The organism is Ramlibacter sp. (genome assembly GCF_035706265.1).
In the GTDB taxonomy this organism is placed as follows: Bacteria; Pseudomonadota; Gammaproteobacteria; order Burkholderiales; family Burkholderiaceae_C; genus Ramlibacter.
In genome coordinates this window covers 1-4,780 of sequence record NZ_DASSVG010000538.1, presented here as the reverse complement: position 1 = coordinate 4,780, position 4,780 = coordinate 1, and the positions used below count along the sequence as shown (strand labels likewise).

The window sequence follows — 4,780 nt, the reverse complement described above, 5'->3', positions numbered from 1 at the left end:
GCGAGGTGGCTGGCGAGCGCATCGAGCAGGTCGCGGTCCTCGCCCGAGAGTTCCAGCTTGCGGCGGTAGAACAGGTTGACCTCGCCGAGCAGGCGCTCCTGGATGCGCACCGGCACCGACACCACGGTGGCGAAACCGGCGCGGACGCAGTGGCCCAGCGTGGGGCGCGCGGCGTCGGCGATCGGGATCACGCGCGTCTGCGACTGCGCCGTCACCTCGCCGCAGTGGCAGGCACCCGATTCGATGCAGGCGCCGGCCGCCGCGATGTCGTCCGGCAGGAACTCGTGCGCCACCAGCAGGAAGCGCCGCGGCTCCTGCCCGCACAGGCGCACCGCCGACGCATCGGCGGTGGCGATGCGGCGCACGTGGGCGGCGAAGCCTCGCACCAGCGCATCGAGCGTGGGCGCCTCGGCGACGAAGGCGCTGACCTGGTACAGGTCCACGAGGCGCTGGCGTTCGTGCTCCAGGACCCGCGTCTTCTCGCGCACCTTCTCCTCCAGGCCTTCGTAGAGCGACTGCAGGGTGCGCGTCATGTCGTTGAAGCCGGCGGCGAGTTCGCCGAATTCGTCGTCCGTGTTCACCTGCACGCGGGTGCGCAGGTCGCCGGCCTGCACGGCGGCAAAGCCTTTCTTCAGGCCCGCCAGCGGCCGCAGCACGAAGACGTAGCCGGAATAGAACATCAGCACGGAGCTGGCGACGGCGAGTCCCACCAGCGCGAGCTGGAACATCTGCAGCACGGTGGTCCAGCGCGAAATCTGCACCTCGATGGCGGCCACGAAGGCGTCCACCAGCGTCGCGAAGGCGGCGCTCTCGGCCACCAGGTCCGTATCCGGATCCAGCGGCGCATCGAGCCAGCCCGCGCGCAGCGCGTGCCAGCGCCCCTGCACCTCGGCGAAGCTCACCCGCGAAGCGTCCGACCACGGCACGAAGAGCGGCCGGGAGGGATCGCCGTTTTCCAGCAGCGCGACGCTTTCCTCGAACGCGCTGGCCAGCTGGTGCGCCTCCGCGCCCGGCCCCGCCGTATGCAGCACCAGCGCGAGCCGGTAGGTCTGCATGCGCATGCGGCCCGCCTCGTTGACCGCCGCGGCGCCGCCCTGCATGTTCCAGGTGACCCACAGCGTGAGGCTGATGGACACCAGCGCCAGCAACAGCAGGCCGATCCCGGTGGCAACCAGCCTGGCGGTGAGGGACGGGGGGAGCTTCACGCCGCCAGCTTAGGGGGCGGGTGGGGGCGCACGTTGACGGCCATCAAGCGGGCCTCCGGTCGCGAGCCCGGTTGCTCCCGGGGGCCGGCGAAGCCCCCTCGGCTCACTTCACCAGCAGCACCGGGATCTCGATCTGCGTGAGCACGTTCTGGGCGACGCTGCCCAGGATGGCGCGGCCGAGGATGCCGTGGCCGTGGGTGCCCATCACGATCATCTGCGCCTTGTCCTTCTTGGCCGCCTTGACGATCTCGGCGCCGGGGTTGCCCACGACCCAGCGCGCCGTGTAGGCGATGTCGTGGCGCTGCAGGAACTTCTCGATCGGGCGGAGCACCTTCTCGGCCTCCTCGCGCTGGTAGTCCTGCACCGCGGACGCGCCGACCATGCTCTTCACGCGCGGGGGCATCGCCGGCTGCACGTTGATCACGACGACGTGGCCGTCGCCGCCGGCGATCTCGTGGTTGGTGACCAGGAAGGCGAGGGCTTTCTTGGTGTAGCTGCTGCCGTCGGCAGCGAGGAGGATCTTCATGGTTTCTTCTTTCGGTCTTGTTCTCGAAGGGGGGTGCCGGCGATCTCTGAATGTGTCAGCGCAGGACCAGCACGGGTATGTTGCCATGGGTCAGCACGTGCTGCGTCTCGCTGCCCAGCAACAGACGCTTGATCCCCTTGCGGCCGTGCGAGGCCATCACGACCAGGTCGCACTTGTGCTTGCGCGCGGCGTTCAGGATCGCCTCGGCCACCAGGTCGGATTTCACCGTGACGCCCCGGGCCGTGACGCCGGCCTTGGCGGCAGCCTTGCCGACCTCGTCGGCGATGGCCTGGCCCTGTTCGGCCCACTGCTTCTCCACCCGCGCGATCTCGTCGCGATTGATGGTGATGCTGCCCTCGAAATACGACTGCGGATAGCGCGGCACCACGTTCAGCGCGATGACTTCGGCGCCGAGCGAGGCGGCGAGGTCGACGGCGCTCTTGACCGCCTTCTTCGACAGCGCGGAGCCGTCGGTGGGCACGAGGATGCGTTGGTACATGCGAAAGCTCCCGTTCTTCTGGTCTCTGATGAGCCAAGCTTAGGCGCGGGCACCCTGTCGCGGTTGATGTGCATCAAGCGGCGGGCGCTGCCCGGCCCTTAGTCTCGTCCCATGCAAGCTGCTGCCCTCCCGAGCGCCATGCCCGCCGCGGCCCCGCCCGCGCAGGGGCGGGCGGACGCCGGCGCGGCGGCCTCGGCGCTGGACGAGCGTGCCGAATGGGAATCCTTCAGCCGGCCCGTGAAGGGCCGCGAGGACGCCTGGGAGTCCTACCTGGCCGTCGAAGGCATGTACTGCCCCGGCTGCTCGCTCACCATCGAACAGGCGCTCAAGCCCCTGCCTGGCGTCGAGGACGTGCAGGTGAACGGCGCCACGGCCACGGCGCGCATCGTCTGGGCGCCCGGCCGGGGCCGGCCCTCGCAGTGGCTGGAGGCGCTGCAGCGCGCCGGCTACCGCGGCCTGCCGGCCTCCGACCAGCTCGCCGCGGTGCCGCGCCGGCAGGCGCAGCGCATGCTGCTGTGGCGCTGGCTGGTGGCCGGCTTCTGCATGATGCAGGTGATGATGTACGCCTATCCCGCGTACGTGGCCGCGCCCGGCGAGATGACCGCCGACGTGGCGGCGCTCCTGCGCTGGGCCGCCTGGCTGCTGACGCTGCCGGTGCTGCTGTTCTCCTGCCGGCCCTTCTTTTCTTCCGCGCTGCGCGACCTGCGCCACGCCCGCGTGGGCATGGACGTGCCCGTCTCGCTGGGCATCCTGATCGCCTTCGGCGCCAGCACTGCCGCCACCTTCGACCCGTCCGGGCCCATGGGCGGCGAAGTCTGGTACGACTCGGTGACCATGTTCGTGTTCTTCCTGCTCTCCGGCCGGCTGCTGGAGCAGCGCCTGCGCGATCGCACCGCCGGCGCGCTGGAGGCGCTGGCGCGGCGCCTGCCCGAGACGGTGGAAAGGATCGGGGCCGACGGCAATGACGAGCGCATCCTGGTGCGGCGCCTGCAGGCCGGCGACCGCATCCGGCTGCACGCCGGCGAGGTGTTCCCGGCCGACGGACGCATCGTCGACGGCGAGACGCAGGTCGACGAGGCCCTGCTCACCGGCGAATCGACGCCGATCCCGCGCCGTGCGGGCGAGCCGGTGATCGCCGGCAGCGCCAACCTCGCCGGCACCGTCGTCGTGCTGGTGGAGCGCACCGGCGCCGCCACCCGTTACGGCCAGATCGTGGCGCTGATGGAGCGCGCCTCGGTGGACAAGCCTGCCATCGCGCGGCTGGCGGATCGTTTCGCCTCGCCCTTCCTGCTGGCCGTGCTGGCCGGCGCGGCCGGGGCCGCCTGGTGGTGGTGGCCGCAGGGCCCGGGCCACGCCCTGGGGGTGGCGGTCGCGGTGCTGATCGTGACCTGCCCCTGCGCGCTGTCGCTCGCCACGCCGGCGGCCACGCTGGCCGCTGCCGGCGCGCTGGCCCGGCGCGGCATCCTGGTGCAGCGGCTGGACGCGCTGGAGTCCGGCGCCTCGATCGACACCGTGGTGTTCGACAAGACCGGCACGCTCACCGTGGACCGCATGAGCGTGCGCGCGCTGCGCACCCGCGCCGGTGTGGACCAAGCCGAGGCGCTGGCCGGCGCGCTGGCGCGGCATTCGCTGCATCCCGCCTCGCGCGCACTCGCAGCCGCGGCGCCGGAGGCAGGCCTGCAGGTGAACGCGGTGCAGGAGCACGGCGGCCGCGGCGTCGAGGGCAGGGTGGAGATGCCGGCCGGCAGCCGCTCGCTGCGCCTGGGCTCCGCCGCCTTCTGCGGCATCGCGCCGGACGAACGTGCGGACGCGGCCCAGGTCCACCTGGCCGACGAGACCGGCTGGCTGGCCAGCTTCGACCTGGAGGAGACGCTGCGCAGCGGCGCGCTCGAGGCCGTGGCGGACCTGAAGCGCCTGGGGCTGCAGGCCGAAGTGCTTTCGGGCGACCAGCCTGCGGCGGTGCAGCGCCTGGCCGAACGCGCCGGCATCGCCCGGGCGCTGGGCGGGCGCACGCCGCAGGACAAGCTCGATCACGTGGCGGCGCTGCAGGGCGCGGGCCGGCGCGTGGCCATGGTGGGCGACGGCATGAACGACGGGCCGGTGCTGGCGCGTGCCGATCTCTCCATCGCGCTCGGAGAGGCGTTGCCGGTGGCGCAGGCCCGCTCCGACTTCATCATCCAGGGCGGCCAGCTCGAAGGCGTGGCCGCCATCCTGCGCCAGGCGCGGCGCACGCGGGCCGTGGTGCGGCAGAACCTGTTCTGGGCCGCCTTGTACAACGCGGTATCGGTGCCGCTCGCGATCGCGGGGCAGATGCCGCCCTGGCTGGCGGGGATCGGGATGGCGGGGAGTTCGCTGTTCGTGGTGTTGAATGCCGCGCGGCTCGCGCGGCTTGCCGTTGGGCGTTCGGCGTTGGGCGTTGAGCGTGAACATCCGGCCCCCACGCCCGCCTGACGCGCCCAACGCCCAACGCCCAACGCCCAACGCCCAACGCCCAACGCCCAACGCCCAACGCCCAACGCCCAACGCCCAACGCCCAACGCCCAACGAACA

At 72.1% G+C, this 4,780-nt stretch carries 4 protein-coding genes; 1 reads left to right on the top strand and 3 read right to left on the bottom strand.

Translation table 11 applies throughout. The features are described from left to right. The 3 genes from VFM98_RS19245 to VFM98_RS19235 form a co-directional block, all read right to left on the bottom strand. Positions 1 to 1,205 (bottom strand): type IV pili methyl-accepting chemotaxis transducer N-terminal domain-containing protein (locus tag VFM98_RS19245; RefSeq protein WP_325111510.1); only part of this gene is annotated, 1,205 nt, incomplete at its 3' end. 103 nt (positions 1,206 to 1,308) lie between these two features. Next, positions 1,309 to 1,731 (bottom strand): universal stress protein, encoded by a 423-nt coding sequence (locus VFM98_RS19240; RefSeq protein WP_325111509.1) that lies wholly within the window; start codon positions 1,729 to 1,731, stop codon positions 1,309 to 1,311. 55 nt (positions 1,732 to 1,786) lie between these two features. After that, positions 1,787 to 2,230 (bottom strand): universal stress protein, encoded by a 444-nt coding sequence (locus tag VFM98_RS19235; RefSeq protein WP_325111508.1) that lies wholly within the window; start codon positions 2,228 to 2,230, stop codon positions 1,787 to 1,789. 111 nt (positions 2,231 to 2,341) lie between these two features. Between VFM98_RS19235 and VFM98_RS19230 the strand changes: the two genes are divergently transcribed. Further along, a complete protein-coding gene (locus VFM98_RS19230; RefSeq protein ID WP_325111507.1) occupies positions 2,342 to 4,681 on the top strand; it encodes a cation-translocating P-type ATPase in 2,340 nt (779 codons plus the stop codon). The last annotated feature ends 99 nt before the right edge of the window (positions 4,682 to 4,780 follow it).

Coding starts and splice junctions, on each gene's coding strand:
- VFM98_RS19230 (WP_325111507.1), top strand. CDS start 2,342: ATGCAAGCTGCTGCCCTCCCGAGCGCCATGCCCGCCGCGGCCCCGCCC.
- VFM98_RS19235 (WP_325111508.1), bottom strand. CDS start 2,230: ATGTACCAACGCATCCTCGTGCCCACCGACGGCTCCGCGCTGTCGAAG.
- VFM98_RS19240 (WP_325111509.1), bottom strand. CDS start 1,731: ATGAAGATCCTCCTCGCTGCCGACGGCAGCAGCTACACCAAGAAAGCC.